Source organism: Aliiroseovarius sp., from assembly GCF_030148435.1.
GTDB lineage: Bacteria > Pseudomonadota > Alphaproteobacteria > Rhodobacterales > Rhodobacteraceae > JASBTN01.
In genome coordinates this window covers 1-25,087 of record NZ_JASBTN010000063.1, presented here as the reverse complement: position 1 = coordinate 25,087, position 25,087 = coordinate 1, and the positions used below count along the sequence as shown (strand labels likewise).

24 protein-coding genes are annotated in these 25,087 nt (G+C 62.9%); 17 read left to right on the top strand and 7 right to left on the bottom strand.

The window, feature by feature from the left end:
* Window positions 1–41: 41 nt before the first annotated feature.
* Entirely contained in the window at window positions 42–413 is a 372-nt protein-coding gene (locus Q1V43_RS11605) for an STAS domain-containing protein (protein ID WP_300517996.1), read from the bottom strand.
* 78 nt (window positions 414–491) lie between these two features.
* On the opposite strand from Q1V43_RS11605, the gene Q1V43_RS11600 reads away from it, so the two are divergent.
* From Q1V43_RS11600 to Q1V43_RS11550, 11 genes are all read left to right on the top strand, one after another.
* Window positions 492–1,670 carry an acetyl-CoA C-acyltransferase gene (locus Q1V43_RS11600; protein WP_300517994.1) on the top strand — a complete coding sequence of 393 codons (1,179 nt, stop codon included), beginning with the start codon at window positions 492–494 and terminating at the stop codon, window positions 1,668–1,670.
* 79 nt (window positions 1,671–1,749) lie between these two features.
* Window positions 1,750–2,202: a GAF domain-containing protein gene (locus tag Q1V43_RS11595; RefSeq protein WP_300517992.1), complete on the top strand. Its 453-nt coding sequence runs from the start codon at window positions 1,750–1,752 to the stop codon at window positions 2,200–2,202.
* A 112-nt stretch (window positions 2,203–2,314) separates the two neighbouring features.
* Window positions 2,315–2,887, top strand: a complete 573-nt coding sequence (locus tag Q1V43_RS11590; RefSeq protein WP_300517989.1) for an XRE family transcriptional regulator — start codon at window positions 2,315–2,317, stop codon at window positions 2,885–2,887.
* A gap of 10 nt (window positions 2,888–2,897) precedes the next feature.
* Complete coding sequence (locus Q1V43_RS11585; protein ID WP_300517986.1) at window positions 2,898–3,266, top strand: GFA family protein; 369 nt, start codon at window positions 2,898–2,900, stop codon at window positions 3,264–3,266.
* The gene (locus tag Q1V43_RS11580; protein ID WP_300517983.1) at window positions 3,263–3,886 is read left to right on the top strand and encodes a LysE family translocator; all 624 of its coding nucleotides are present in this window, start codon (window positions 3,263–3,265) and stop codon (window positions 3,884–3,886) included. Before Q1V43_RS11585 ends, Q1V43_RS11580 begins: the two co-directional genes overlap by 4 nt.
* A gap of 31 nt (window positions 3,887–3,917) precedes the next feature.
* Window positions 3,918–6,371 carry an FAD-dependent oxidoreductase gene (locus tag Q1V43_RS11575; protein WP_300517981.1) on the top strand — a complete coding sequence of 818 codons (2,454 nt, stop codon included), beginning with the start codon at window positions 3,918–3,920 and terminating at the stop codon, window positions 6,369–6,371.
* 108 nt (window positions 6,372–6,479) lie between these two features.
* Entirely contained in the window at window positions 6,480–7,454 is a 975-nt protein-coding gene (locus Q1V43_RS11570) for a helix-turn-helix domain-containing protein (protein ID WP_300517979.1), read from the top strand.
* Window positions 7,455–7,576: 122 nt separating this feature from the next.
* Window positions 7,577–10,039, top strand: a complete 2,463-nt coding sequence (locus tag Q1V43_RS11565) for an FAD-dependent oxidoreductase (RefSeq protein WP_300517977.1) — start codon at window positions 7,577–7,579, stop codon at window positions 10,037–10,039.
* Window positions 10,040–10,176: 137 nt separating this feature from the next.
* On the top strand, window positions 10,177–11,079 hold the full coding sequence (gene rarD / locus Q1V43_RS11560; protein ID WP_300517974.1) for an EamA family transporter RarD: 903 nt from the start codon (window positions 10,177–10,179) through the stop codon (window positions 11,077–11,079).
* A 39-nt stretch (window positions 11,080–11,118) separates the two neighbouring features.
* Window positions 11,119–11,763 carry an RluA family pseudouridine synthase gene (locus tag Q1V43_RS11555; RefSeq protein WP_300517972.1) on the top strand — a complete coding sequence of 215 codons (645 nt, stop codon included), beginning with the start codon at window positions 11,119–11,121 and terminating at the stop codon, window positions 11,761–11,763.
* Window positions 11,764–11,856: 93 nt separating this feature from the next.
* Entirely contained in the window at window positions 11,857–12,984 is a 1,128-nt protein-coding gene (locus Q1V43_RS11550; RefSeq protein ID WP_300517970.1) for a beta-ketoacyl-ACP synthase III, read from the top strand.
* Between the two features lie 64 nt (window positions 12,985–13,048).
* Here the strand turns inward: Q1V43_RS11550 and Q1V43_RS11545 are convergent, their stop codons facing one another.
* Window positions 13,049–14,488, bottom strand: coding sequence for an aldehyde dehydrogenase family protein (locus tag Q1V43_RS11545; RefSeq protein ID WP_300517968.1), 1,440 nt, complete (start codon window positions 14,486–14,488; stop codon window positions 13,049–13,051).
* A gap of 228 nt (window positions 14,489–14,716) precedes the next feature.
* On the opposite strand from Q1V43_RS11545, the gene Q1V43_RS11540 reads away from it, so the two are divergent.
* Window positions 14,717–15,487 carry a hypothetical protein gene (locus tag Q1V43_RS11540; RefSeq protein WP_300517965.1) on the top strand — a complete coding sequence of 257 codons (771 nt, stop codon included), beginning with the start codon at window positions 14,717–14,719 and terminating at the stop codon, window positions 15,485–15,487.
* Window positions 15,488–15,538: 51 nt separating this feature from the next.
* Here Q1V43_RS11540 and Q1V43_RS11535 read toward each other — a convergent pair whose 3' ends face one another.
* The 3 genes from Q1V43_RS11535 to Q1V43_RS11525 all read right to left on the bottom strand — a co-directional run bounded on the left by Q1V43_RS11535 (window position 15,539) and on the right by Q1V43_RS11525 (window position 18,432).
* Complete coding sequence (locus tag Q1V43_RS11535) at window positions 15,539–15,733, bottom strand: DUF2783 domain-containing protein (RefSeq protein WP_300517962.1); 195 nt, start codon at window positions 15,731–15,733, stop codon at window positions 15,539–15,541.
* Between the two features lie 5 nt (window positions 15,734–15,738).
* Window positions 15,739–17,358: an FAD-dependent oxidoreductase gene (locus Q1V43_RS11530; RefSeq protein WP_300517959.1), complete on the bottom strand. Its 1,620-nt coding sequence runs from the start codon at window positions 17,356–17,358 to the stop codon at window positions 15,739–15,741.
* Between the two features lie 123 nt (window positions 17,359–17,481).
* Window positions 17,482–18,432, bottom strand: coding sequence for an MBL fold metallo-hydrolase (locus Q1V43_RS11525; protein WP_300517956.1), 951 nt, complete (start codon window positions 18,430–18,432; stop codon window positions 17,482–17,484).
* 52 nt (window positions 18,433–18,484) lie between these two features.
* Between Q1V43_RS11525 and Q1V43_RS11520 the strand changes: the two genes are divergently transcribed.
* Window positions 18,485–18,715 carry a DUF2585 family protein gene (locus Q1V43_RS11520; protein ID WP_300517954.1) on the top strand — a complete coding sequence of 77 codons (231 nt, stop codon included), beginning with the start codon at window positions 18,485–18,487 and terminating at the stop codon, window positions 18,713–18,715.
* Here Q1V43_RS11520 and fahA read toward each other — a convergent pair whose 3' ends face one another.
* A complete protein-coding gene (fahA, locus tag Q1V43_RS11515; RefSeq protein WP_300517952.1) occupies window positions 18,716–19,978 on the bottom strand; it encodes a fumarylacetoacetase in 1,263 nt (420 codons plus the stop codon). It lies immediately after the preceding gene.
* A 73-nt stretch (window positions 19,979–20,051) separates the two neighbouring features.
* The gene (gene hmgA / locus Q1V43_RS11510; protein ID WP_300518015.1) at window positions 20,052–21,377 is read right to left on the bottom strand and encodes a homogentisate 1,2-dioxygenase; all 1,326 of its coding nucleotides are present in this window, start codon (window positions 21,375–21,377) and stop codon (window positions 20,052–20,054) included.
* A 123-nt stretch (window positions 21,378–21,500) separates the two neighbouring features.
* Between hmgA and Q1V43_RS11505 the strand changes: the two genes are divergently transcribed.
* The 4 genes from Q1V43_RS11505 to flgK all read left to right on the top strand — a co-directional run.
* Entirely contained in the window at window positions 21,501–21,647 is a 147-nt protein-coding gene (locus Q1V43_RS11505; RefSeq protein ID WP_300517950.1) for a hypothetical protein, read from the top strand.
* Between the two features lie 146 nt (window positions 21,648–21,793).
* On the top strand, window positions 21,794–22,621 hold the full coding sequence (locus Q1V43_RS11500) for a flagellar motor protein MotB (RefSeq protein WP_300517948.1): 828 nt from the start codon (window positions 21,794–21,796) through the stop codon (window positions 22,619–22,621).
* A gap of 95 nt (window positions 22,622–22,716) precedes the next feature.
* Window positions 22,717–24,024, top strand: a complete 1,308-nt coding sequence (locus Q1V43_RS11495; RefSeq protein WP_300517945.1) for a flagellar hook-basal body complex protein — start codon at window positions 22,717–22,719, stop codon at window positions 24,022–24,024.
* Between the two features lie 30 nt (window positions 24,025–24,054).
* Window positions 24,055–25,087, top strand: a 1,033-nt coding sequence (gene flgK, locus Q1V43_RS11490) for a flagellar hook-associated protein FlgK (protein WP_300517943.1), incomplete at its 3' end; no start/stop codon positions are given.

Below are 25,087 nucleotides of genomic sequence, written 5' to 3'. Positions count from 1 at the left end.
CCCGATGCAGGTCACGTGCGTGGCCCATGAATGGGAACCTCTCAGGACGCATCGGCCACGTCGTTGCCCAGGGCGCCAGCCGCGCTTGGGTGAATGATAAAGACAGTGTCCATGCGCGTCAGCTGGAACACTTTCCTGACCGCGGGGCTCAACCCAGCCAGTTCCAGTGCCTTGTCCTTACCGAGCTGCTTCATCGAGGCAACCACCGCGCCCAGCCCGGAACTGTCGATGAACCCGACCTGCGCCATGTCCAGCAGGACCCGGTCAGGCCCGTCCTCGCACAGTTCACGCATGCGATCCTTGAATGTGATTGCCACGGCGGCGTCGATCCGGTTTTCACCAACGGTGATAATCCGCAGATCACGGATGTCATTATAGTCCAATTGCACGGTTATTCTCCTTACCGAGGGCATCCTTGCAAATCAGGCTAGACGCGGATCGTTACCATTCGGTAAGCGTGGGTTCGAAATTCGGGAGTTCAGGAGGACACAATGAAGAATGTCGTAATCGCAGGGGCCGCGCGTACGCCCATGGGCGGGTTTCAAGGAGCCTTCTCCGGGGTGAGGGCCTCGGATCTGGGTGGTACGGCCATCAAGGCCGCGCTTGAGAACGCCGGTGCGCAAGCCTCCGACATCGAGGAGCTTTTGATGGGCTGTGTTCTGCCTGCTGGCCAGGGCCAGGCCCCCGCGCGCCAGGCGGGGTTCGCTGCAGGTCTCGGTGAAGACGTGCCGGCCACAACGCTGAACAAGATGTGCGGGTCGGGCATGAAAACCGCGATGATCGCCTTTGACCAGGTCGCTTTGGGCAATACCGATGTGATGGTCGCCGGCGGCATGGAAAGCATGACTGAAGCCCCCTATATCCTTCCGAAAATGCGTGAGGGCGCCCGGCTCGGTCATGGTGCCGTGGTCGACCACATGTTCCTGGACGGGCTGGAAGACGCCTATGACAAGGGCCGCCTGATGGGCACCTTCGCCGAGGATTGTGCCGAGCGCTTCCAATTTACCCGCGAGGCACAGGACGAATACGCGCTGAAGTCGCTGTCCAATGCGCTCGAAGCGCAGAAATCCGGTGCCTTCGAAGGCGAGATCGCGCCCTTCACCGTCAGGACCCGTCGGGGGGAGACCGTGGTGGCCAAGGATGAACAACCGGGGAACGCACGCCCGGAGAAGATCCCGACCCTGAAGCCCGCCTTTCGCAAGGATGGCACGGTGACGCCCGCCAACAGCTCGTCGATCTCGGACGGGGCTGCCGCGCTGGTCATCGCCTCGGAAGAGGCCGCACAGGAAAAAGGTCTGACCGTGCGTGCGCGCATCCTGGGTCACGCCAGCCACGCCCAGGCGCCGGGCCTGTTCACCACCGCCCCCGTGCCCGCCGCCCAGAAGCTGCTGGCGAAACTGGGCTGGACCAAGGACGACGTCGACCTGTGGGAGGTGAACGAGGCCTTTGCCGTCGTGCCCATGGCCTTCATGCATGAAATGGGCCTGTCGCGTGACGTGGTGAATGTGAACGGCGGCGCCTGCGCGTTGGGCCACCCTATCGGTGCCTCGGGCACGCGGATCATGGTTACACTGCTGAACGCGCTGGAAAAACGCGGGCTGAAACGCGGGATCGCGGCGATCTGCATCGGTGGTGGGGAAGGCACGGCCATCGCGATCGAGCGAGTCTGACCCCTTTCAGCTTTCCCCAAATATCCCGGGGGGTCCGGGGGGCTGGTCCCCCGGTCCTGCCCGAGCCAAGGACAGCAACATGCGCGTGAACTACTCCGACCTGGCCAAACAGATCGCCGCCCTCACGGAAGGCGAGAGCGACGAGGTCGCCCTGATGGCGACGCTGGCCTGTGAAATTCACCATGCCGACGACCGGTTCGACTGGACCGGCTTTTACCGCGTGGTTGCGCCGGAGCTCCTGAAAATCGGCCCCTACCAGGGTGGGCACGGCTGCCTGGCCATCCCGTTCTCGCGCGGGGTCTGCGGGGCGGCAGCCCGCACCGGCGAGGTGCAGCTGGTCGCCGACGTTGATGCCTTCCCGGGCCACATCGCCTGCGCCAGCTCGACCCGGTCCGAGATCGTGCTGCCGGTCTGGAACAAGGCTGGTGATCTGATCGCAGTCCTGGATATCGACAGCGACCAGCCGGATGCCTTCCGCCCGGAAGACGCCTCGGAGCTTTCCATGATCCTTGCGGCGACTTTCGCGCGCTGACCCCCCGTCATGCTGCCCTGCAGCAAGTTTTTTTCTTGCCGCGAATCATCTTTTTCGGCCAATGATGAAAAAACACGTGAAAATTTCACGACGAATTTCATCAGAGAGCCACATGCTGCATAGCGATCCGAACAGCACCAAGACACTCGGCGCCGATATCCGGGCGTTGCGCAAATCGCGCGGCCTGACCTTGACCGCCCTGGCAGAAACTCTGGGCCGCTCGGTCGGATGGCTCAGCCAGGTTGAACGCGACAAGTCGGAGCCCTCGATTTCCGACCTGCGCGAGATTGGTGCCGCGCTGGAGGTTCCTATGTCTTTCCTGTTCGCGCACAGCTCGGTCCCGGCGGATGAACAAGGTTACGTGGTGCGGGCAGGCACACGCCGCCCCATGGGGGGCGATGACGAGGGTCTGGTCGAGGAACTGCTCTCCCCCGATCTGACGGACGATTTCGAAATGGTCCATTCCACCTTCGCCCCCCGGACAGCCATGCAGACCCCGGCCCACCGGCCGACACAGGAGGTGGGTTACATTGTCTCGGGCAAGCTGGATCTGGAAATTGGCGGCCGCCGGTTCACCGTGGGCCCCGGTGACAGTTTCCGTATCAAGGACCAGCCGTACCAGTGGTCCAACCCCTATGACGAACCCGCCGTCGCGATCTGGGTGATCGCACCGCCGATCTATTGAGGAGGCTGCCATGAAAGGTCACTGCCTCTGCGGCGCCATTGCCTTTGGAACCGACGCCACTCCGCAAGGGGTGAGCATGTGTCACTGCGGCCAGTGCCGGCGCCAGTCCGGCGGCATCTGGTCCTCGGCCTTTGTCAAGGAAACCGAGCTGACCATAACCGGAGAGGTGCGCTGGTTCGCGGCTTCAGACAAGGCGCGGCGCGGTTTCTGCCCAAGCTGCGGCTCGTTCCTGTTCTGGCAGGGCACGGGCGAGGACACAATCTCCTTCGCGCTGGGCGCGGTCGACAACCCGACCGATGTGACGCTCGAAAAACACATCTTCACCGCAGACAAGGGCGACTATTACGACATCTGCGACAGGGTGGAGCAGCACCCATGATCGAAACGCTTCTGAACATGGACCCCTTGGTGATTGCCAGCTTTGTCGGGGCTTCGGTGATCCTCTACCTGACTCCGGGGCCGGACATGATGTTCATCATCGCCTCCAGCCTCAGAGGTGGTGCGCGCGCCGGAGTCATGGCGACCTGCGGGATCATCCTCGGGCTTTTGTGCCACGTCACCCTGGCAGCGGCGGGCCTTGCGGTTCTGATCGCCACCTCGCCGCTGGCGCTGGACCTGATCCGGTATGCGGGTGCCGCCTACCTGGCCTGGCTGGCCTGGCACAGCTGGCGCACGGCCGGGGCGGCCACGATGCGCGAGGGGCGTGCGGATTTGTGGCGGGCGTTCCGCCGGGGCTTCGTGACCAACCTGCTCAATGCCAAGGTGATCCTTTTCATCCTTGCCTTCCTGCCGCAGTTCATTCGCCCCGAAGTGGGACCGGAATGGCACCAGGTCGTCATTCTTGGCGGGATCCTGACCATCGGCGGCTTTGTCGCGGACGCGCTGATCGGCATCTTTTCCGGCCTGGCGGCAGACCGTATCCGCACCTCTTCCGGCCTGATGAATCGCATCGCGGCCGTCATATTCGGCTCGCTAGCCGCGCGCCTTGCCCTCAACTGAACACGAACAAACGAACAACAGGGAGCTCTCCATGTCCGACTTTCCCACCCAGGCCCGCGTGGTCATCATCGGCGGCGGCGTCATCGGCGCCTCGACCCTCTATCACCTGGCCAAGAAGGGATGGACCGACTGCGTTCTGCTTGAAAAGAACGAGCTGACCGCGGGTTCCACCTGGCACGCGGCGGGCAATGTGCCCACGTTCTCGACCTCCTGGTCGATCATGAACATGCAGCGGTACTCGACCGAACTCTACAGCCGCCTGGGCGAAGAGGTCGACTACCCGATGAACTATCACCAGACCGGTTCGATCCGCCTGGCCCACACCAAGGAGCGCATGCAGGAATTCGAGCGCGCCTGTTCGATGGGCCGCTACCAGGGCATCGAGATGGAAATCTGGACCCCGGAACAGGCCAAGGAACATTACCCGTTCCTGGAAACCCACGACCTGGAAGGCGTGCTGTGGGATCCGTCCGACGGGGACATCGACCCGGCTCAGGTGACACAGGCGCTGGCCAAGGGCGCCCGCGACATGGGGCAGAAAATCATCCGCTTCTGCCCGGCCACCGGCGTTACCCAGCATGACGACGGCAGCTGGACCGTGCATACCGACAAGGGTGACATCAACTGTGACTACGTGGTCAACGCGGCAGGCTACTATGCCCAGCGGGTCGGCGAGATGTTCAAGCCCTATGGCGGGCGCACCGTGCCGATGATGGTGATGGAGCACCAGTACCTGCTGACCGAACAGATTCCCGAGATCGAAGCCTGGTCGAAGGAGCACGGCGGCAAGCTGCCCCTGATCCGAGACGTGGACGTGTCCTACTACCTGCGTCAGGAAAAGCACGGCTATAACCTGGGCCCCTACGAGCCCAACTGCAAGGCACATTGGGTCGATGCCGATGACGCCATGCCCGAGGACTTCAGCTTCCAGCTGTGGCAGGAAGACATCGACCGGATCGAGGATATCGTCGTTGACGCCATGGCCCGCGTGCCGCTGATGGAAACGTCGGGTGTCAGCAGCGTGATCAACGGTCCGATCCCTTACGCCCCCGACGGGTTGCCGCTGATTGGTCCGATGCCCGGTGTGAAAAACGCCTTCGAGGCCTGCGTCTTTACATTCGGCATCGCGCAGGGTGGCGGCGCCGGCAAGGTCATGGCCGAATGGATCGTCGATGGCGCGACCGAGTGGGACATGTGGGCGGTCGATCCGCGCCGCTACACGGATTACACGGACCAGGATTACTGCAACAAGAAGGGCATGGAGACTTACGGCAACGAATATGCCATGCACTTCCCGCATCACGAATGGCCTGCCGCGCGTGACAAGAAACTGTCGCCGGTGCATGACAAGGTCATCGCCGCCGGGGGCGTCATGGGCGCCTACAACGGTTGGGAGCGCGCCAACTGGTTCGCGCAACCGGGTGACGACACCTCGCTGGAAGCCACCCACACCTGGGGCCGGTCCGGTCCGTGGGAGCAACGTATCAAGGAAGAGTGCGAAGCGGTGCGCGACCACTGCGGCGTGTTGGACCTGCCCGGGTTCTCGCGGTTCAAGATCTCCGGCAAGGGGGCAGACGAATGGCTGCGTGGCCAGGTGACGGGTGCGCTGCCAAAGGTCGGTCGTGTCGGCCTCGTCTATTTCTCGGACGCCCGGGGTCGCATTCTGACGGAAATGTCCGTGACCCGCGAAGCCGAGGATATGTTCGTCCTGGTGACGGCGGCTTCCGCCCAGTGGCATGATCGTGATCTGCTGCTTGCGAACCTGCCCGAAGACGGCAGCCTGACACTTGAGGACTGGACGACGCGCATGTCGACCCTGATTGTCACCGGGCCGAAATCGCGCGAAGTCCTGTCCAGCCTGACGGAGGCCGATCTTTCCCTTCCCTGGCTGAGCTTTCAGGAAACGGAAGCCGCCGGGCACTGGGCCGCGCTTCTGAGGGTCTCCTTTGCCGGCGAACTCGGCTGGGAAATTCACGCTGAGAACGAAAGCATGCCAGCCATCTACGACGCGGTGATCGCGGCGGGCGCCAAACCCTTCGGCATGTATGCGCTGAATTCGCTGCGGCTGGAAAAGGGCTATCGCGCCTGGAAGGGCGATCTGTCCACCGACTACTCGATGCTGGAAGGCGGGCTGGAACGCTTCGTCAAGCTCGACAAGCCGCAGGACTTCCCGGGCAAGGCGGCGATCCAGGCCGAGAAACAGCAAGGCGCGGCCAAGAGCTTCGTCACCTTGCTGGTCGAGGCCGGAGACGCCGACGCTCCCTACATGTCCTGTGTCTGGTCCGGCGACGCAATCGTCGGCGAGACCACCTCGGGCGGCTGGGGCTATCGTGTGAACAAGTCCATCGCCTTGGGCATGGTGCGTACCGATCTGGCCAAGCCGGGCACCGAGCTGGAGGTCGAGATCTACGGCGAGAAATGCAAGGCGGTGGTGCAGGAGGACCAGCCGTTGTGGGATCCGGAAAACGCACGTATCCGGGCCTGATGAACAGAGGTGCCGCCCCTATACCGGGGGCGGCTCCCACCCCCGGGCGAGCGCAGGGCAAGAAGTTCCCCAGGTCGCCCGAGTTTCGGAACCATCTGGGGTGAGACCATGAACCAACCGCTGCGCCATGCCTCCACGGTGGCTGACACGATCCGCTTCGACATCCTCGTCAGTGACGGTTTCGTCCTGACGGAGCTGGCCGGTGTGGTCGAGCCGATCCGGATCATGAATCGGATTACCTTGCGGAACGGCTTTGCCTTTCGTTACCTCAGCCGACATGGCGGGCGCATTGCCTGCCGGGCGGGGATGGACGTCGCCACCAACCCGGTGCCCGAAAGGCCCGATGCCGACTACCTCGTCGTGATCGGCAATACCGACCCGGCTGCCCCGGGCCTGTCGGTGCAGGACATCATCCGCCGCTATACCCACCGGGGGGCCAAGGTGGTGCTGCTGGCCGAGGCCGCCAGCCGCCACATCGCCGAAACCACCCCTGACAGCCCGCATACGACCCACTGGGAGAACTCCACCGTGCTGGGCGAGAGCCCGGTCAGCTTCGACCCGAAGTTTGCCCTGGCGGTCGAGGATGGCGCGATCCTGACCTGCGCGGGCATGGGGGCGACGGTGGATCTGATCCTGTCCCTGCTGACGCGCCATGTTCCGACCGCCAAGGTCATGGCGGTGGCGGGCATCCTGCTGCACGACCGCATTCGCGATTTTGCCACACAGCAACCGATCGGCGGCCCCACCGTGAATGCCACCGGCGACCGCGATCTGGACGGTGCGATCGAGCTGATGCAGGCCAATACCGAAGAACCGATCCCGATCCACGAACTGGTCGCGATCCTGGGCCTGTCGAACCGTTCGCTGGAGCGCAAGTTCAAACAGCGCCTGGGCACCACGCCGCACCAGTTCTACCGCGCCCTGCGCCTGAACAAGGCCAACAACCTGCTTCTGAACACCTCCATGTCGATCCAGGAGATTGGCATTGCCTGCGGTTTCCTGGGCGGGTTCTCGGGCCCGTTCAAGGCAATGTTCGGCGTCACGCCGCAGCAGGTGCGGGCGCAAAGGGCCCGCCACACCTGACGCTTTTGCCCGGAATCGGGGGATTTCTGCCGCTTTTCGCGATATCATTCCCGCCGAACCGTGCCACCGTTCTTTGGTCCCCGGACCGCGATCACACTCACGACCATCCACAGGAGCGCCCAATGGCTGATCTTCCCACCCACGCCCGCGTCGTCATTGTCGGCGGCGGAGTCATCGGCTGTTCGGTCGCCTATCACCTGGCCAAGCAGGGCTGGACCGACGTGGTCCTCCTGGAGCGCAAGCAGCTCACCTCAGGCACCACGTGGCATGCCGCCGGGCTGATTGCCCAGCTGCGCGCCACGGCGAACATGACCAAACTCGCGAAGTACTCGCAGGAGCTTTACGGCAACCTGGAGGCCGAGACCGGCGTCGCCACCGGGTTCAAACGCTGCGGCTCGATAACCGCGGCCCTGACCGGCGAGCGGCTCGAAGAGCTGCACCGCCAGGCCGCCATGGCCCGGGCCTTCGGTGTCGAGGTCGAGGAAATCTCGCCCGAAGAGGTCAAGGCGAAGTATGAGCATCTGAACATAGAAGACGTGACCGGCGGCGTGTACTTGCCTCTGGACGGGCAGGGGGATCCGGCCAATATCACGCTGGCGCTGGCCAAGGGCGCGCGGCAGAACGGTGCCGTTGTCAAGGAACGCATCAAGGTCACGGGCGTGGCCAAGACGGGCCGCCGTGTGACCGGTGTGGACTGGGTATCGGACGATGGGTCTGAGCAGGGCCACATCACCTGCGATCACATCGTCAACTGTGCCGGCATGTGGGGCCACGAGGTTGGCCGAATGATGGGCGCCAATGTGCCGCTGCACGCCTGTGAGCATTTCTATATCGTCACCGAAAGCATCACCGGCCTGACCCAGATGCCGGTTTTGCGCGTGCCGGATGAATGCGCCTATTACAAGGAAGACGCCGGGAAAATCCTGCTGGGCGCGTTTGAGCCCAATGCCAAGCCCTGGGCGATGAACGGCATTCCCGACACGTTCGAGTTCGACCAACTGCCCGAGGATTTCGACCATTTCGAACCGATCCTCGAAGCGGCCTGCAACCGCATGCCGATGCTGGCCGAAGCGGGCATTCATACCTTCTTCAACGGCCCGGAGTCGTTCACGCCGGATGACGCCTACCACCTGGGCCTCGCGCCCGAGATGGACAATGTCTGGGTTGCCGCCGGGTTCAACTCGATCGGAATTCAGTCCGCGGGTGGTGCCGGTCAGGCGCTGGCACAGTGGATGGAAGATGGCGAGAAACCCTTCGATCTGGGCGACGTGGACATTTCGCGCATGCAGCCTTTTCAGGGCAACAAGACCTATCTGTACGAACGCTCGAAGGAAACGCTGGGCCTGCTCTATGCCGACCACTTCCCGTTCCGCCAGAAGGCCACGGCGCGGGGTGTGCGTCGTACCCCGTTCCACCACCACCTGAAGGAACAGGGCGGCGTATTCGGTGAAATCGCTGGGTGGGAGCGCGCCAACTGGTTCGCCAATGACGCGCAGAAAGCCGAATACGAATACACCTGGGGCCGTCCGAACTGGTTCGAGAACGCCGCCGCCGAACATCGCGCCGTGCGCGAAAACGTCGGCATGTATGACATGTCCTCCTTCGGCAAGATCCGCGTCGAAGGACCGGATGCCGAAGCCTTCATGAACTACATCGGTGGCGGCGACTATACGGTGCCGAATGGCAAGATCGTCTATACCCAGTTCCTGAACTCCCGTGCGGGGATCGAGGCGGATGTGACCGTCACTCGCCTGTCTGAGACCGCCTATCTGGTCGTTACCCCCGCTGCCACACGCCTGGCCGACCAGACCTGGATGCAGCGCCACGTGTATGGTCCGGGGGGCGATTTCCGCGTGGTGATCACCGATGTGACCGCGGGCGAGGGCGTGTTGGCCGTGATGGGGCCGAATGCGCGCAAGCTGTTGGAAGCGGTGTCGCCTAACGACTTCACCAATGCCACCAACCCGTTCGGCACCGCGCAGGAGATCGAGATCGGCATGGGCCTGGCCCGCGCCCACCGCGTGACCTATGTGGGCGAATTGGGCTGGGAGCTTTATGCCTCCGCCGACATGGCCGGGCACATGTTCGAAACCCTGTTCGAAGCAGGGCAGGACATGGGGCTGAAGCTCTGCGGCATGCACATGATGGACAGCTGCCGGATCGAGAAGGGTTTTCGCCACTTCGGCCATGACATCACCGCCGAAGATCACGTGCTGGAGGCCGGTCTGGGCTTTGCGGTAAAGACCGACAAACCCGACTTCATCGGTCGCGACGCGGTGCTGGCCAAGAAGGAAACGGGGCTGGAAAACCGCATGGTGCAGTTCAAGCTGACCGACCCCGAGCCGTTGCTCTACCACAACGAGCCGATCATCCGCGATGGCGAGATCGTCGGCTACCTGTCCTCGGGCAGCTATGGCCACCACCTCGGCGCTGCCATGGGCATGGGGTATGTGCCATGCAAGGGCGAAAAGCCCGCCGACGTCCTGGCCTCGACCTACGAGATTGACGTGGCTGGCACCAGCGTGAAAGCCGAGGCGTCGTTGAAGCCGATGTACGACCCGAAAGGCGAACGCGCCAAGGCGTGAACGGACGCCTTCCCCGACCCCACCGGGGAGGGCGCCTGCTGATCCAGCGAGTCCGGTTATCCCGGACATCAAAAAAAATCATCAACCCTGTCGCTGGTGAGGCTTCTGCACGGGAAAAAAGTTGCCATAAAGGCGGCATGACTGCACCTCGGACCATTCAAAACCAGGACACACCACAGGGGCTGGCCTTTGCCATCACCGCCTATCTGCTGTGGGGTTTCCTGCCGCTCTACATGAAGGCACTGGCCCATATCCCGGCGCCTGAGGTGGTGGTGCATCGGATCCTGTGGTCTGTGCCGGTGGCCGGAGTTCTGCTGATCGTGTTGGGCCGTACCCGCGACCTGGCCACAGCGCTGCGTTCGCCGCGCACCTTGGCGATGGGCTGTGTCACGGCGGCTCTGATTTCGGTCAACTGGGGCATCTATGTCTGGTCCATTGCGGCCGACCGGGCGCTGGACGCGGCGCTGGGCTATTACATCAACCCGCTGTTTTCGATCTTTCTGGGGGCTGTCCTGCTGGGCGAACGGCTGACCCGGGCGCAGATGGCCGCCATCGCTCTGGCCTTGTCTGCCGTGGTCGTGCTGACCGTTGAGACCGGATCTCTGCCTTGGCCCGCCATCGGGCTGATGTTCAGCTGGGGCCTCTATGCGCTGGCCAAGAAACAGCTGCCGATCGGACCGAACCAGGGCTTCATGCTTGAGGTGCTGATCCTGACCGGCCCCGCGCTGGCTTACCTCGGGTGGCTCATGGCCAGCGGTCAAAGTCATTTCGGTGGAGCAGCCTTGGACTCCGGCTTGCTGATAGGATGTGGCCTGGTCACTGCCGTGCCGCTGATCATCTATGCCAATGGCGCCAAGCTTTTGCGCCTGTCGACCGTGGGCATCCTGCAATATATCGCGCCGTCGATGATCTTCCTGACCGCGGTCTTTGTCTTTGACGAGCCCTTCGGAGGCGCGCAGGCGATCGCCTTTCCGATGATCTGGGCGGCGCTGGTGATCTACAGCTGGTCGATGGTCAAACAGGTGCGCCGCGCCGCCTGAGGCTTGCCCCGGCGGTCCCGGCCCGCTATCCCGCGCCCCATGGACGCCTATTGCCCCCCCGATACACCGCTCGACATCCTGCACCAGGATCACGAGCTTCTGATCGTGAACAAACCTTCGGGCCTGCTTTCTGTGCCCGGACGGGGCGCGCATCTGGCCGATTGCCTGATCGCCCGCATCCAGGCGGTCTTTCCCGAGACGCTGCTGGTGCACCGGCTGGATCGCGACACGTCCGGCGTGATGGTCTTTGCCATGACACCACATGCGCAGCGTCATCTGGGGCTGCAATTTGAAAAACGGCAGGTGAAGAAGGTCTATGTCGCGCGGGTTTACGGCGAAGTTGAAGCCGGTGAAGGCACGGTGGATCTGCCGCTGATCGTCGACTGGCCCAACCGCCCGCGCCAGCATGTGGACCATGAGAACGGCAAACCCGCTGTGACCGACTGGAAAGTTGCAAAACGTGGCGTCGGCGAAACCCGCATGCGTCTGTTTCCGCAAACCGGCCGCAGTCACCAGTTGCGCGTCCACATGAAGGAACTCGGCCATCCGATCCTGGGCGACCCTTTCTACGCGACCGGCCCCGCGCTGGAGGCCCCGCGGTTGATGTTGCATGCCGAAAGCCTGCGCCTGCGCCACCCGGACGGGGGCCGGGGGATGACTTTCAAGGCGAAATGCCCGTTTTGAACGGCTTGCCCAAACGTCAAGCGCCTCCCGGAGCCTTGCCCTTCTCACACGGGTTTGTTTGACTGCGAGCGTCTTGCAAAAAAGGGCTTTGCCATGTTCACTCCCGTCATCTCCGGCACCGGGGTTTTTACCCCGGAACAGGTCATCACCAACGCCGAACTGGTCGAAGCCTTCAACACCTATGCCGACAAGCAGAACGCCCTGAACGCGGATGCCATCGCGGCAGGCGAGACGGAGCCGATCGGCCATTCGAGCGAGGAGTTCATCCACTCAGCTTCGGGCATTGATCAGCGTTTCGTGATGGACAAGTCCGGCGTGCTGGACCCGGACCGCATGTATCCGTCCCTGGCTGAACGCGCCGATGAAGACCCGGGCCTCATGACCGAAATGGGCGTGGATGCCTGCCGCAAGGCGCTGGCGCAGGCGGGCGTGGAGGCCGGTGAGATCGACCTGGTGATCTGCGCCGCCTCGAACCATGAACGCGCCTATCCGGCCATCGCGGTCGAGATTCAGCAGGCGCTGGGCGCCGGCGGGTTCGGGTTTGACATGAACGTGGCCTGCAGTTCGGCCACATTCGGCATCCAGGCGGCGGCGGACATGGTGCGCTCCGGGTCGGTGAAGAAGGCCCTGGTGGTGAACCCCGAGATCTGCTCGGCACATCTGGAGTGGCGCGACCGGGACTGTCATTTCATCTTTGGCGACGTGGCTACCGCGACGCTGATCGAGCGCAAGGAAGACGCCACGGGGGATCACTTCGAGATCCTGTCGACCCGCTGCCTGACGCAGTTTTCCAACAATATCCGCAACAACAACGGCTTCCTGCGGCGCACCCGTGAGGAGGTGGGCGCCCTGCCGGACCGTCGCGACATGCAGTTCATGCAAAATGGCCGCAAGGTGTTCAAGGAGGTGCTGCCGATCGTGTCCAAGCATATCCTTGGGCATATCGCGAACGAGGGTGTGAGCCCCGATCAGCTCAAGCGCCTGTGGCTGCATCAGGCCAACAAGACGATGAATGATTTCATCGGCAAGAAGGTGCTTGGCCGGGTGCCGGAAGAGGGTGAGCAGCCCAATATCCTGCAGGACTACGCCAATACCTCCTCGGCCGGGTCGATCATCGCCTTCGACAAGTTTTCCGCCGATCTGGCACCCGGGGAGATGGGCGTGATCTGCTCGTTTGGCGCGGGCTATTCGGTCGGCTCGGTGCTGGTGAAGCGGGCGTAACCGAGATCTTTCAAAGAAAACGGCCCGCCTGGGTGGCTGGCCGTGTCCTGTTGTTCAGCGCGGATCAGACGTTCGACCAACCCGAGGCGGCTTTGACCTCCAGGAAATCCTCGATCCCGAAGGCACCGCCCTCGCGGCCGTTGCCGGATTGCTTGTAGCCGCCGAACGGGGCCCCCGCACCACGGCCCTGGCCGTTCACCTCGACCATGCCCGAGCGCAGCGCGCGCGACACCCGGTTGGCGCGTTCTCCGTCCTGGGTCTGCACGTAGTTGGTCAGGCCATAGACCGTGTCATTGGCGATCTCGATCGCCTCTTCTTCGGTGTCGAATGGGATCATCGCCAGGACCGGGCCGAAGATTTCCTCGCGTGCAATGGTCATCTGGTTGTTCACGTCGGCAAAGACGGTCGGCTTGACGAAATAGCCCTTGTTCAGCCCCTCGGGACGACCGGTTCCCCCGGCGATCAGGCGGGCGCCTTCGTCAATTCCAACCTGGATGAGATCCTGGATCTTGCCCCATTGCAGTTCGGACACGACCGGCCCGATGTGGCGGCCTTCCTCGCTGGCCGGACCCACCGAAACGCCTTCGGCAACCTCGCGGGCGGTCTCGACCGACTGGTCGTAGATTTCGCGTTGAACCAGCATGCGCGAGGGCGCGTTACAGCTCTGCCCGGTGTTTTGCATCATGTGCAACACGCCGCGTTTCACCGCCTTGTCATCCGCGTCGGCAAACAGGATGTTGGCCCCTTTGCCGCCGAGTTCGAGCGAGACGCGCTTCAACGTGTCGGCGGCCGCTTTCGAGATTGCGATGCCCGCGCGGGTCGAGCCGGTAAAGCTGACCATGTCCACGTCCGGGTGGGTCGACAGTTGGGTGCCGACACCGACACCGTCGCCGTTGATCATGTTGTAGACTCCGGCGGGCACACCGGCGTCATGCATGATTTCGGACCAGACAATGGAGGAAAGCGGCGCGATTTCCGAAGGTTTCAGTACCATGGTTGACCCTGCCGCCAGCGCCGCCACGACCTTCAGCGAGACCTGGTTCATCGGCCAGTTCCAGGGTGTGATCAGGGCGCAGACGCCGATGGGCTCATACAGGATGCGGTCGTTCGGGGCGTGAGCGCCCAGCACGCGATCGAACTCGAACCCCTCGAAGGCATCGATGAAGTTCTTTATGTGATAGGCGCCAGCGCCGACCTGACCCGTGCGAGCAAGGTTGATCGGGGCGCCCATTTCCTGGCTCATCGCCTGGGCCAGATCCTCGCCCCGTTTTCCGTAGACTTCGGCGATGTTGCGCAGGACTTCTAGGCGGTCGGCCTTGGACGAGACCCCCCAGGTCCTGAACGCCGCCTTGGCCGCCGCAACCGCCGCGTCGGTATCGGCCTGTCCGCCCAGGGAAATGGTGGCGAAGGCTTCCTCGGTCGACGGGTTGATTACGGGGAAATCATTGGCCACGGCGGGGGCAACCCACCGGCCGTTGATGTAGAAGTCGCGTTTCTCGATCATGTCTCACTCCGTTTCGGATCTGGCGGCACTCTGTCACCGGGATTCGGCGGGTGCAAGCAAGGTTTCGCGTAATATGATCAAAAAAATGCGCTGGTGGAAATGGCCAATTTCGCGCCTGTCGAGCGGACCAATTGCGATGCGCCAGACCAGTTTTCACCGCTCTGATCCAAATCAGGGCAGCACAGCCGGCAATCTGGTAAAATTTCCCCGCAAATTGGGAGGACAGATATGAAAAGTGGAACATTTTTCCGCCGTATCGGCGGCGTTGTGCTGGCTCTTGGTGTCGCGGTTTCTGCCACCGTTGCCAGCGCCGAAACCCCCGTCGGATCGACTGTTGAAAGCCGGGTTCTGATGGGATTCCAGGTCAATCCGGACGCGATTGCGGATTGGTTGCCGGAAGGCGTTGTGCCGATCACGCTACCCAAGGGGGGACTGGCTGGCAGCAACGTGATTCTGGCGTTGATCGACCGGCACCTGATCATGGATGCCGAGGGTGCGCCCGCAGAGCCACGAGCCGGTGCGATTGCCGCCTTCCTGGTCTATGGCAAGAGCGAGGCGGGTGTTCGCGGCTACGTGACCCGGGTATATGAACCGGCCCCCATTCAGGATCCTTACGGCAACTCTGCCGCCGGGGTGGTGGATCATGCCGTGGCCACCGAGACCGCAGGTGACGCAAGCCAGCGCCGGGAACGTTGGGCCGTGCGTCCGGATGGTGGCGGAGGCTTTAATCTGGAACTGCGCCACGTTCAGGGCGCCTTGGGCTGGAGCGAAGCGGGTGAGAGCCGCCCCTATTCCTCGGTTACACCCGACTTCTTCCGCATCTACCGCTACGACCAGCTGGCCGAACTGGTGATGAATGCGAAACTGGGGCGGGAGCTGAACGGCGAGGTTAGCTGGCAAATGAACATCGCTGAGCTGGCCGACGTTTTCGACGGCAGCGAGGAGCTGACTGCGATTGTGTCTATCCCGGTCTACATCCGCGAGATTTCCTTGCCCTGACACGAAAAAGGCCCCGTCGGTTGACGGGGCCTTTCCTTGAACCAGTTGGTGTCAGCCCGTGTTCCTGGCTGCGTCAAGCGCCTGGTCCAGCACCTCGCGGTCGCCCACATGGTTGGCCAGGATCAACACGAGGCGCGCATTCAGGGCGTCGCTGTCTTCCTTCGACAGGCCCTCGTGGGCGCCCAGCAGGGCGGCATAAAAATCGTCGGCACCGGCGATGTTCGGCTTCAGGTTCAGATCGGACATGGCTGTTACTCCTTGCCGGTGGCGCGGCGGATGGCGGCGCGGAACAGGTTTTCGTCGAAGCTCGGGCGGCGCGCCGCCACATGCTGGTCGGGACGGATCAGGTAAACTGCGCTGTCCTCGTTGCCGAGGTAGCGGGCCTTCAGCATACCGGTGGTGTCCGCCTTTGCCGACAGAGCCAGGCGGGTCACTTCGATCCCGTCCTCGTCCAGGCTTTCGGGCGCATCGGCGTCGATGGTCAGCAGGGTGAACTTGTCGCCCAGCTGCCGCAGCAGGTAATCGTCGCCCAGTTTCACGTCCGGGCAGGGCGAGCCGGGGCGGGTGCGCTCGGGCCCGTCCAGCGCATCGGCGGTGTTCAGCGGTGAGCCGTCGTAGGTGCAGGGCACCGACAGGCGACCGGCGTTTACCAGCGGGCGGGCGAATTCGTGCTGTTCCGCCAGGTCCAGCACGGCGTCACGCAGGATGCGCGACATCTCTGACTTCGGCGTGATGAAGTCGGTCGAGCGGGACGAGTTCATGATGTTCTCATCCGCGCCGTGGATGCGCTCCATGTCGTAGCTGTCCAGGAGCGACTCGGGCGCCATTCCGTCCATCACCAGCTTCAGCTTCCAGGCCAGGTTGTCGGTGTCCTGCAGGCCGGAGTTCGCGCCGCGGGCGCCGAAGGGCGAAACCTGGTGCGCGGCGTCACCGGCAAAGATCACACGGCCGTGGTGGAATTTCTCCATCCGGCGGCACTGGAACGTGTAGATGGAGACCCACTCCAGTTCGAACTGCACGTCCTCGCCCAGCATTGCCTTTAGGCGCGGGATGACATTTTCGGGCTTTTTCTCTTCTTCCTTGTCGATGTCCCAACCCAGCTGCAGGTCGATGCGCCAGACATTGTCGGGCTGTTTGTGCAAGAGCGCCGACTGGCCCTTGTTGAAGGGCGGATCGAACCAGAACCAGCGCTCGGTGGGGAAGTCGGCTTCCATGATCACGTCGGCGATCAGGAAGTTGTCCTCGAACACGCGACCGACGAAATCGAGCCCAAGCATCTGGCGCGTGGGCGAGCCGGCGCCGTCACAGGCGATCAGCCAGTCGGCCTCGATGTTGTAGGGCCCCTCGGGCGTATCCACTTCCAGCGTGGCATGGTCGGCGTGGTTGCCGATCGCCGAGACCTTGTTGTTGCCGCGGATCTCGATCGCCTTACCCTCGGCCTGCAACTCGCGGACCCGGTTCACCAGGTATTCCTCGAAATAGTATTGCTGCAGGTTGATGAAGGCGGGGCGCTCGTGCCCGTCTTCGGGCAGGAGGTCGAATTCGTAGATCTTGCGTTCGTCAAAAAAGACTTTGCCGACGTTCCATTCGACACCCTTGTCCACCATCGGCTGGCCACAGCCTAGCCGGTCGAGGATTTCCAGCGGGCGCTTGGCATAACACACCGCGCGCGAGCCGAAGGACACTTTGTCATTGTCGTCCAGGATCACCACCGGCACGTCCTGCTGCGCCAGGTCGATCGCCAGCCCCAAGCCAATGGGGCCTGCGCCGATGATCACGACGGGGTGGCGGACCGCAGCTTCGTTGTCCTGGTCCGGGCTGCGCTCATAGGCATAGAGCGGCACTTCGAAAATTTTGTTCTCGGCGTTCATTTGGTCTCCTCCGGCGGCGGGCAGGGTTTCTGCCTTAGCTTAAACCGTTTTTCACATTGCGTTTGCAACGATAGGTGTGGCCGCTCGCCGCATGTCTCCTTTCATGCAGCGAGCGGTATTGGGTCAGCTTTGCAGCGCCTCCCACATCTCCAAGTCGCGCTGGGCGGTCCAGATGCGGGGGGTGTCGATGCCGCGCGCTTCGTCATAGGCGCGGGCAACGTTGAAGGGCAGGCAGTGTTCGTAGATTGCGTAGTCGGCAAACTTCGGGTCGCATTCGGCGCGGGCGGCGTCCCAGGCTTCCTTCAGCGAACCACCACGCGCGGCAACCCTGGCGACCGGCTTGTAGGTGCTTTCGACGAAATCGCGGGTGCTTTCGATGGCGCGGTTCACCGCCTCCTTGCCGATCAGGGCGCCGCCGCGACCCGGGGCGATGGCGTCCACGTCGAACCATTTGATGTTGTCCAGCGTGTCGCCCCAGTCATTGAAGTGCCCATCGCCGCAATAGCAGGCCGAATGGTCCTCGACGATGTCGCCGGTGAACATGACGTTCTGGTCGGGCACGTGAATGACGGCGTCCCCGGCGGTATGGGCGCGACCCACCTGCATGATGTCCACGCGGCGGTTGCCAAGGTAGACCGTCATGCTGTCGGAAAACGTGGTGGTCGGCCAGGTCAGGCCGGGAATGCTCTCATGCCCTTCGAACAGGCGCGGGAAGCGCTGGAATTCGCTGTCCCAGTCTTCCTGCCCGCGCTCGACAACCATCGACCGGGCCACGTCCGACATGATGATCTGGTTTGCCCCAAAGGCCGAGGCGCCCAGCACGCGCACAGCGTGATAATGGGTCAGAACCACGTGGGAAATCGGCTTGTCGGTGACGGAGCGTACGCATTCGATCACCTTGTTCGCCAGGCGCGGAGTGGCTTGTGCCTCGACGATCATGACGCTGTCGTCGCCGATGATCACGCCCGAGTTCGGGTCGCCCTCGGCGGTAAAGGCATAGAGCCCCGCGCCGATCTCGTCGAATGTGATCTTCTTTTCCGTCATGTCCCCCTGGGACGCGAATGCCTTGGCCATGGTCTTGGTTCCCTTCCTAGACTTGCATGGGACGGTATGATTCCATCCCCGCATGTTTGATCGTCGTTTCCTGCCCTATTGGGCCACGTTCATCGAGTTTCTCTGCAGCCCGGTCATCCTGTGGATGATGGGCCGCAATGTGATCTGCCGCTGCCGCGAAATCCGCGTCTGGTACAGCGGCGATGACAGCGGGCAGGGCCCGCAGCATCTGATGGATTGGTACACGCCCAGCCACCTGAACCACGGCTTCCTGTTCTATGGTGTGACATCCAGCGCCCCATGATCAGCGCTTGTACGGGTCGTCCAGCGCGGGCAGCACGGTGCCGGCGCAGTCGCCGAAGCCGATCTGGTACCCGTCGCCCTTCGCCGCGCCCTTCAGGGTCAGCGTGTCGCCATCGGCAAGGAAGCTGCGCTCGTCGCCCGTGTCCAGCGTTAGCGGCTCCTTGCCGCCCCAACTGAGTTCCAGGAGCGAGCCGCGTTCCGGTTTGGTCGGGCCCGAGATGGTGCCGGAGCCCAGAAGGTCGCCCACGGTCATGGCGCAGCCCGAGGTGGTGTGATGCGCCAGTTGCTGCGCGGCAGAGTAATACATCTGGCTGTAGTTGGTGCGTGTGATGGTGGTTTCCGCCTTGCCTTCCGGGGCCAGGGTGACTTCCAGTTCGATATCGTAAAGGCCAGGTTTCGGCTCGGCCAAATAAGGCAGCAGCTCTTTCTCGCGCGCAGGGGTCGAGGTGCGGAAGGGCTCCAGCGCGGCGGCGGTGACGATCCAGGGGGAAATGGTGGTGGCGGTCGCCTTGGCCTGGAACGGGCCCAGCGGCTGGTATTCCCAGGCCTGGATGTCGCGCGCCGACCAGTCGTTCAGCAGCACGTAGCCGAAGATGTTCTGATCCGCCTCGCCCACGGTGATCGGACCTTCGCTGGGCTGGCCGACAATGGCGCCCATCTCAAGCTCCAGGTCGAAGCGTTTGCAGGGGGCAAACGAGGGCATCTCGGCATCAGGTGCTTTCAGTTGACCCCATGGGCGGCGCACGTCGGTACCCGACACGACCACCGACGAGGCGCGGCCGTTATAACCGATCGGAATGTGCAGCCAGTTGGGGGGAAGTGCGTTTTCCGGCCCGCGGAACATGGTGCCCACATTGAAGGCGTGGTTCTTGCCGGCATAGAAGTCGGTGTATTCCGACACGGCGAAGGGCAGGTGCATCGTGGCGTCGGCCTGGGCAACCAGGTAGGCCTTCAGCGTCTTACGTAGCTCTTCGGGGGCGCCTTCGCCCAGCAGCTCCTGAAGCGAGGTGCGAAACTCGGCCCAGACCTCGGCACCCAGGTCCATGAACTCGTTCCACATCGGCAGATCGAAGACCGGGATCTCGTCGATCGAGATGACGCCGGCCTCTTCCAGCGCGGTCACGTCCAGGATCATGTCGCCGATGGCCACACCGCAGTGACCATCAACCTTGGCGGTCGAGAACACGCCATAGGGCAGGTTGTTCAGCGGGAAGGGGGTCGCTGCCGAATTGGCGCTGTCGACCCAGGATTTCAGAAGGCTCATTAGTGTCTTGTCCTCTTAGCGGATCCAGGATTTTTCAGAATCTTGGCAAGAAAATTCACGGTTTTCCCGCACCCTACTTTTTGCCGGGAGTGCCGTCGAACTTCTTTTCGATATCGGCCCAGCAGTCGATGTAGTCATCCTGCAACGGTGCCTCGTTGGCGGCGAAGGCGGTCAGGTGCTGCGGGAAGCGGGTTTCGAACATGAAGGACATAGTATTGTCCAGCTTGTCCGGGCCAAGGTTTGCGTTCGAGGCCTTCTCGAACGCCTCGCGGTCCGGCCCATGCGGTAGCATCATGTTGTGCAGGCTCACGCCACCCGGCACGAAGCCCTGCGGCTTGGCGTCATATTCACCGTAAATATTGCCCATCAGCTCGGACATGATGTTCTTGTGGTACCAGGGCGGGCGGAAGGTGTCCTCGGCCACCATCCAGCGCTCGCGGAACAGCACGAAGTCGATGTTCGCCGTGCCCGGATCACCCGAGGGCGCGGTCAGCACGGTAAAGATCGACGGGTCCGGGTGGTCAAACAGGATCGCGCCGACCGGGCAATAGGTGCGCAGGTCGTATTTGTAGGGCGCGTAGTTGCCGTGCCAGGCCACCACGTCCAGCGGCGACTGGCCAATCTCGGTCTTGTGGAACTGGCCGCACCATTTGATGGTGATGGTCGAAGGCACCTCGCGGTCCTCAAACGCCGCCACTGGCGCCTTGAAATCACGCGGATTGGCCATGCAGTTGGCGCCGATCGGACCGCGGCCCGGCAGTTCGAATTTCTTGCCGTAGTTCTCGCAGACGAAGCCGCGCGCGGGGCCGTCCACCAGCTCGACACGGTAGACCAGGCCACGGGGGATGATGCCGATCTCCTTGGGCTCAAGGTCGATGATGCCCAGTTCGGTGTAGAAGCGCAGGCGGCCTTCCTGCGGCACGACCAGCAGTTCGCTGTCGGCCGAGAAGAAGTAATCATCCACCATGCTCTCGGTCACAAGGTAGATATGCGAGGCCATGCCGACCTGGGTGTTCACATCCCCGGCCGTGGTCATGGTGCGCATGCCGGTGATCCAATTCAGGCCTTCCGTGGCTTCGACCGGGTTCCAGCGGTACTGGCCCAGCGAGATGACCTCCGGGTCCACGCAGGGCGCGCTTTTCCAGTAGGGCACGTCGATCTTGGTATAACGGGCCGAGTGTTTCACCGCCGGACGGATACGATAGCACCAGGTGCGTTCGGGCGGGTTGGCGGTAAAGGCGGTGCCGGACAGCTGTTCACCGTAGAGGCCATAGTCGCAGCGCTGCGGGCTGTTCATGCCCTGGGGCAGGGCACCGGGCAGGGCCTCGGTCTCGAAGTCATTGGCCCAGCCGGGCATGTAGCCTTCCGTCGTGCCAACCGTGGTGGCTGCGGTGATCATCCGGCGCGCGGCGTCTTGCGTGTTCATCTCGTCTCCCCGACTCTGCCTGCACACGGGCTGCTGGCAGAATTGCTGCACATGTTATGCATTTCCTGTTGCGTGGTTCGGAGGATATTGTTTCAGATGCAACGAAGTCAAGAGAAAGCGGCGGGTGTCATGTTCAAGGCATGCGTGGCCGCAGGCCGGACCGGGTTGGGTGCCGTCGCTTCGGGCAGTTTCACGCTGACCGCGGTCCTGATGACGCGTTTCTTGCTGATGGTACGCTGCTGACCGCGGGCAAGGTCATGGGGATGATCGGCCCGGTGCGCGGGCTCGACACACTTCCGTAAGAGAATATCGGCGCAATTTGAAAGGTTAAGTCGATCTTTACGCCACCCTGCTAGCGTCATCCTCGGGTGAAAAAATGAGGTGGTGGGATGGCCGCGCAATCAAATGCGCCGATCATCATCAAGAAGGTCAAAAAAGTTGGTGGCGATGGGCACCACGGTGGTGCCTGGAAGGTGGCTTACGCCGATTTCGTGACCGCCATGATGGCCTTTTTCATGTTGATGTGGCTTCTGAATGCTACGACGGAAAAGCAAAGAAAGGGGATCGCGGACTATTTCAGCCCGACGATTCCGGTGAACCGGGTGTCCGGCGGTGGTGATGGCTCCTTTGGCGGCGATTCGGTCTTTACCGAGGAAACCCTGGCCCAGACCGGCTATGGCGGCCTGCCGCGTTTCCCCGGTGAAAGCGGCGAAGGCACGCGCGCCGGTGACGCGGGCGAGTCTGCGATGCTCGAAGAGATCGAAGAGATGCTCTCGGGTCAGGCCGGTGAAAGCATGATCGGCGACAGGGCGATGCGCCACATCGTGACACAGGTAACAGATGAAGGCCTGGTTATCGAGCTGTTCGACCTGGCCGGGGAACCTTTGTTCGAGGACGGGACCGCTGTACCTATGCCGGTCATGGCCGAGCTTGCCGGCATGATGTCCCGGGTCTTTGCACTCGTGGAAAACGATTTGGCGCTGGGTGGCCATGTGCGCGCGCAGCCGATCGTCGTGGCCGACAACCCGTCCTGGGATCTATCCGCCGACCGCGCGGCAATGACGCGCAAACTGCTCGAGACCGAGGGGTTTGCACCTGATCGCGTGCAGCGAGTGACCGGCCATGCCGACCGCAATCCGGTGGCGCGCAATCCGATGGCGGTGCGCAACAATCGGATCGAGCTGATCCTGCTCCGGTCAGACCGGGCGGCCAGATAGGGATAGGTCGGATTTTAGCCGTTAGGGGGCTGTTAAGGGCGGCTTGCTATGTCTGGGCAATGACAAGGGGTTGATGCAGCAGAAAGGCGCACCTTATGACGATTTCCTCCTCGCTGAGTGCCGGCGTTGCCGGCCTGAATGCCAATGCGACCAAATTGGCGACGATTTCAGACAATATCGCGAATTCCTCGACATTCGGCTACAAGACCGCCTCGGCGGATTTCGAAAGCATGGTGATTGGCGGGATCGCCGGGGCGGGCACCTATTCCGCCGGGGGCGTGCGCACCACGACCTCGCGCCTGATTGATGAACACGGTCCGCTGATCTCGACCTCGAACCCGCTCGATATCGCGATTGCGGGCAATGGCATGCTGCCGGTCACGCAGGAGGTTTACCTGGATACGTCTTCGGGCGAACGACCGATGATGATGACCACGACCGGGTCGTTCCGCACCGATGCCGAAGGGGTGTTGAAGACGGAAACCGGCCTGGTGTTGCTGGGCTGGCCCGCGGATGCCGATGGCACAGTAGGCACGTTCCCGCGCGACACCGCGAACGGGCTCGAACCGATCGTGATCAACTCGAACCAGAGCGCCGGTGATCCGACCACGCAAATGAACCTAGGGGTGAACCTGCCCGCCGTTGATACCGGGGCCGGATCGGCTGGCACTGCGCTGCCGCTGTCGGTCGAGTATTTCGGCAACCTCGGAACCTCCGAATCGCTTGATGTCACCTTCACGCCGACCGTTCCGGCCACCGGTTCGTCGAATGAATGGACAATGGTGATCAGTGACAGTGCCTCGGGTGGGGCGGTGATCGGGGAATATGTACTGACCTTCGACGACACCCGTGCCAATGGGGGCACGCTGGCTTCGGTGACAGTGACCTCGGGCGGCGCCTATGACCCCTCTACGGGTGAACTCGCCCTGACCGTGGCCGGCGGACCGCTCGCCATGACCATCGGCCGGATCGGCGATACCAATGGCTTGACCCAGCTGTCCGACAGTTTCGCGCCGACCCAGATCACCAAGGACGGCTCGCCCGTGGGCAACCTGACGGCGGTCGAGATCGACGAGGATGGTCTGGTGACAGCCACCTATGACACCGGCTTCACGCGTTCCATCTATCAGGTGCCGCTGGTCGATGTGCCAAATCCGAACGGGCTGATCTCGTTGTCGAACCAGTCCTATCAGGTCTCGGTGCAGTCCGGTTCCTTTTTCCTCTGGGATGCTGGTGACGGTCCGACCGGCGAGGTGATCGGTTTCGCCCGCGAGGGTTCGACCACAGATGTGGCCGGCGAGCTGACCAATCTGATCCAGACCCAGCGGGCCTACAGTTCCAATGCCAAGGTCATCCAGACCGTGGACGAGATGCTGCAGGAAACCACGAATATCAAACGTTAACGCTCCGGGGTGGGAAACGGAGGTTAAGGCATGACAATTGCCGGATCACTCAACAATGCCCTGTCCGGGCTGACCGCCACCGCGCGTGCGACCGAGGTCGTCTCGGCGAATGTCGCCAACGCCAATACGCCCGGCTACGCCACCCGCCAACTCGAGCTGTCCTCGCAGCACCTGGGCGGGACTACGGGCGGTGTGGCGGTCAAGGCGGTGGTGCGCAACGCGGACCAGGGTGTGATCAATGACCGTGTCCTGTCCGACGCCGGAACGGGGTATGACAGCGCCCTTGCGACGTTCCTGAACGATCTCGAACGCCTCGTTGGCCCGCCGGAGGATACCGGTTCGCTCTCCGGCCGCCTCGCCCAATTCGAGGCCTCCCTGATCGAGGCCAGTTCGCGCCCCGACAGCGAGGCGCGGCTGAACGCGGGTCTTGATGCAGCGCATGATCTGGTCAGCCATATCAACGGCGCCAGTTCCGGCATCCAGACCGCCCGCAAGCAGGCCGACACCAGCATTGGCAACCAGGTAACTGCGCTCAATGAGGGATTGAAGCGAATCGAGACGCTGAATTACGAAATCCAGGAAAGCGTTGCACGGGGCCAGGACCCCTCGTCCCTGATGGATCTGCGACAGCAGGAGATCGACCTTCTGTCGCCCATCGTCCCGCTGCGCCAGACGCCCCGGGAAAACGGCATGGTCGCGCTTTATACAGATGGTGGCGCGGTCCTTTTGGATGGCAAGGCAGCGACCATCGGTTTTGACCCCGCTAGCAATCTGATCGTGCCCGAGATGACACAGAGCTCCGGGGCGCTGTCCGGCCTGACGCTGAATGGCATGGCCATGCCTTCGCCGGATGGCCGGGCGCGGAACCCCTTCGCTGGCGGCACCCTGGCGGCAGCCTTCGAGATTCGCGATGTGCGCGGGGTGGCGGCCCAGGCTGACCTGGATGCCTTTGCCCGAGATCTGGTCGAGCGGTTCCAGGATCCGTTGCTGGACATGACCCGCGCGGTCGGTACCGCCGGTCTGTTTACCGATGCGGGCGCCGCCTTCGATCCGGCTGATGAGA

Excerpts from the sequence above, each read along its gene's own strand:
- Q1V43_RS11605 (WP_300517996.1), bottom strand. The coding sequence starts at position 413 with ATGCCCTCGGTAAGGAGAATAACCGTGCAATTGGACTATAATGACATC.
- Q1V43_RS11600 (WP_300517994.1), top strand. The coding sequence starts at position 492 with ATGAAGAATGTCGTAATCGCAGGGGCCGCGCGTACGCCCATGGGCGGG.
- Q1V43_RS11595 (WP_300517992.1), top strand. The coding sequence starts at position 1,750 with ATGCGCGTGAACTACTCCGACCTGGCCAAACAGATCGCCGCCCTCACG.
- Q1V43_RS11590 (WP_300517989.1), top strand. The coding sequence starts at position 2,315 with ATGCTGCATAGCGATCCGAACAGCACCAAGACACTCGGCGCCGATATC.
- Q1V43_RS11585 (WP_300517986.1), top strand. The coding sequence starts at position 2,898 with ATGAAAGGTCACTGCCTCTGCGGCGCCATTGCCTTTGGAACCGACGCC.
- Q1V43_RS11580 (WP_300517983.1), top strand. The coding sequence starts at position 3,263 with ATGATCGAAACGCTTCTGAACATGGACCCCTTGGTGATTGCCAGCTTT.
- Q1V43_RS11575 (WP_300517981.1), top strand. The coding sequence starts at position 3,918 with ATGTCCGACTTTCCCACCCAGGCCCGCGTGGTCATCATCGGCGGCGGC.
- Q1V43_RS11570 (WP_300517979.1), top strand. The coding sequence starts at position 6,480 with ATGAACCAACCGCTGCGCCATGCCTCCACGGTGGCTGACACGATCCGC.
- Q1V43_RS11565 (WP_300517977.1), top strand. The coding sequence starts at position 7,577 with ATGGCTGATCTTCCCACCCACGCCCGCGTCGTCATTGTCGGCGGCGGA.
- rarD (WP_300517974.1), top strand. The coding sequence starts at position 10,177 with ATGACTGCACCTCGGACCATTCAAAACCAGGACACACCACAGGGGCTG.
- Q1V43_RS11555 (WP_300517972.1), top strand. The coding sequence starts at position 11,119 with ATGGACGCCTATTGCCCCCCCGATACACCGCTCGACATCCTGCACCAG.
- Q1V43_RS11550 (WP_300517970.1), top strand. The coding sequence starts at position 11,857 with ATGTTCACTCCCGTCATCTCCGGCACCGGGGTTTTTACCCCGGAACAG.
- Q1V43_RS11545 (WP_300517968.1), bottom strand. The coding sequence starts at position 14,488 with ATGATCGAGAAACGCGACTTCTACATCAACGGCCGGTGGGTTGCCCCC.
- Q1V43_RS11540 (WP_300517965.1), top strand. The coding sequence starts at position 14,717 with ATGAAAAGTGGAACATTTTTCCGCCGTATCGGCGGCGTTGTGCTGGCT.
- Q1V43_RS11535 (WP_300517962.1), bottom strand. The coding sequence starts at position 15,733 with ATGTCCGATCTGAACCTGAAGCCGAACATCGCCGGTGCCGACGATTTT.
- Q1V43_RS11530 (WP_300517959.1), bottom strand. The coding sequence starts at position 17,358 with ATGAACGCCGAGAACAAAATTTTCGAAGTGCCGCTCTATGCCTATGAG.
- Q1V43_RS11525 (WP_300517956.1), bottom strand. The coding sequence starts at position 18,432 with ATGGCCAAGGCATTCGCGTCCCAGGGGGACATGACGGAAAAGAAGATC.
- Q1V43_RS11520 (WP_300517954.1), top strand. The coding sequence starts at position 18,485 with ATGTTTGATCGTCGTTTCCTGCCCTATTGGGCCACGTTCATCGAGTTT.
- fahA (WP_300517952.1), bottom strand. The coding sequence starts at position 19,978 with ATGAGCCTTCTGAAATCCTGGGTCGACAGCGCCAATTCGGCAGCGACC.
- hmgA (WP_300518015.1), bottom strand. The coding sequence starts at position 21,377 with ATGATCACCGCAGCCACCACGGTTGGCACGACGGAAGGCTACATGCCC.
- Q1V43_RS11505 (WP_300517950.1), top strand. The coding sequence starts at position 21,501 with ATGCAACGAAGTCAAGAGAAAGCGGCGGGTGTCATGTTCAAGGCATGC.
- Q1V43_RS11500 (WP_300517948.1), top strand. The coding sequence starts at position 21,794 with ATGGCCGCGCAATCAAATGCGCCGATCATCATCAAGAAGGTCAAAAAA.
- Q1V43_RS11495 (WP_300517945.1), top strand. The coding sequence starts at position 22,717 with ATGACGATTTCCTCCTCGCTGAGTGCCGGCGTTGCCGGCCTGAATGCC.